Annotated in this window: 2 protein-coding genes; both read left to right on the top strand. The window is 55.2% G+C overall.

Going from position 1 to position 1,286, the window contains the following annotated elements; translation table 11 throughout:
- Positions 1–539: autotransporter outer membrane beta-barrel domain-containing protein (locus HYQ67_RS23765; RefSeq protein WP_202308643.1), on the top strand; the 539-nt coding region annotated here is incomplete at its 5' end.
- Between the two features lie 62 nt (positions 540–601).
- The gene (locus HYQ67_RS23760; RefSeq protein WP_202308641.1) at positions 602–1,141 is read left to right on the top strand and encodes an OmpH/Skp family outer membrane protein; all 540 of its coding nucleotides are present in this window, start codon (positions 602–604) and stop codon (positions 1,139–1,141) included.
- Positions 1,142–1,286 lie beyond the last annotated feature (145 nt).

Here is a 1,286-nt window from a genome sequence, read left to right as displayed (position 1 = left end):
TGTACAACTGGTTTGATAACGGCGTGTCGTCGAAAGGCCAGTCGTCAGAAAGCTACAAATCCCGGGGTATCACGGCGTCGGTGGAGAGTGGTTACACCTGGAAAATGGGTGAGAAGAACGACCACGAAAGCTACTACATCCAGCCGCAGGCGCAGCTGACGTGGATGGGCGTGAAGGCGAACGACCACAAAGAAGCCAACGGCACCGACGTTCAGTTCACCGGCGACGGCAACGTGCAGACCCGTCTGGGCGTGCGGGCCTTCATCAAGGGGCATAACGCGAAGCTTGATGACGGCAAGGAGCGCACCTTCGAGCCGTTTGTGGAAGCCAACTGGCTGCACAACACGCACGACTTCGGGGCGAACCTGGACGGCGTGAGCGTGAAAGAGGTGGGTGCACGTAACATCGGCGAGCTGAAAGTGGGTGTGGAAGCGAAGCTGAACAAAACCGTGAACCTGTGGGGTAACGTGGGCCAGCAGATGGGTGACAAAGGCTACAGCGACACCCAGGCCACCGTCGGCTTTAAAATGAACTTCTGATGTCCTTAAACGCCTCCTCCCGGACGGGGGAGGCGATATTAAAAAATGGAGTAGCAGGCGTGGTGAATAAATTTTCTGTGAAATCGTTGCTGGCAATCTGCGTTGTGGTTGTCAGCCTGACAGGCTGTGACAGGGAGGAAGCAATGGGACAAAAGGTTGCCTTTATCAATATGGAAGAGGTCTTAACGCAGTCGCCGGTTGGCCGGCAGGAGATGGCGCGTAACGCGAAGGTGAAAGCGGTATTGCTGCAGGCGGAAAACCAGGCAAAGGATGCGTATCAGGCCATGTCAGAAGCGCAGCAGCAGAAGAGCCGCACGGCGGACGCAACGGTCCTGAATCGCCAGTGGGTGGCGGAGCAAAACCATGCGCGCGCGCAGAGCGTGACAGCCATAACGAATGCGGTGGAAGCGTACCGTAAAAGCCACAACATCGCCGTGGTGGTGGACAGCCGCAGCCTGATTGCGGCGGCGAAGGAGAATGACATCAGCAAGGACATTATCAGCCAGCTAAAAGAGGTGAAGGTGGATTACGGCAAGCTGCCTGAAATCAGCGTTAAAAAGGCGGCTGAGAAAAGCCCCGTTTCTGCTGAGGCAGAAAAATAGGGGTGTCATGTAATCAGTATCGGTAGCATCAGCTCAGCCCCCTGAATAAGGGGGCTTTATGAGTGCCTTATCCATAAGTAATAAACCGGCAATGTCTAAATTATCCGTGGTGAATAACCCGGCATCACACGCCTGAGAGAATCAC

It is taken from the genome of Dryocola clanedunensis subsp. sulfonylureivorans, from assembly GCF_016756775.1.
In the GTDB taxonomy this organism is placed as follows: Bacteria; Pseudomonadota; Gammaproteobacteria; order Enterobacterales; family Enterobacteriaceae; genus Dryocola; species Dryocola clanedunensis.
Note: the sequence above shows the minus strand (reverse complement) of the source record. Positions and strands in the feature narration are given on the sequence as shown.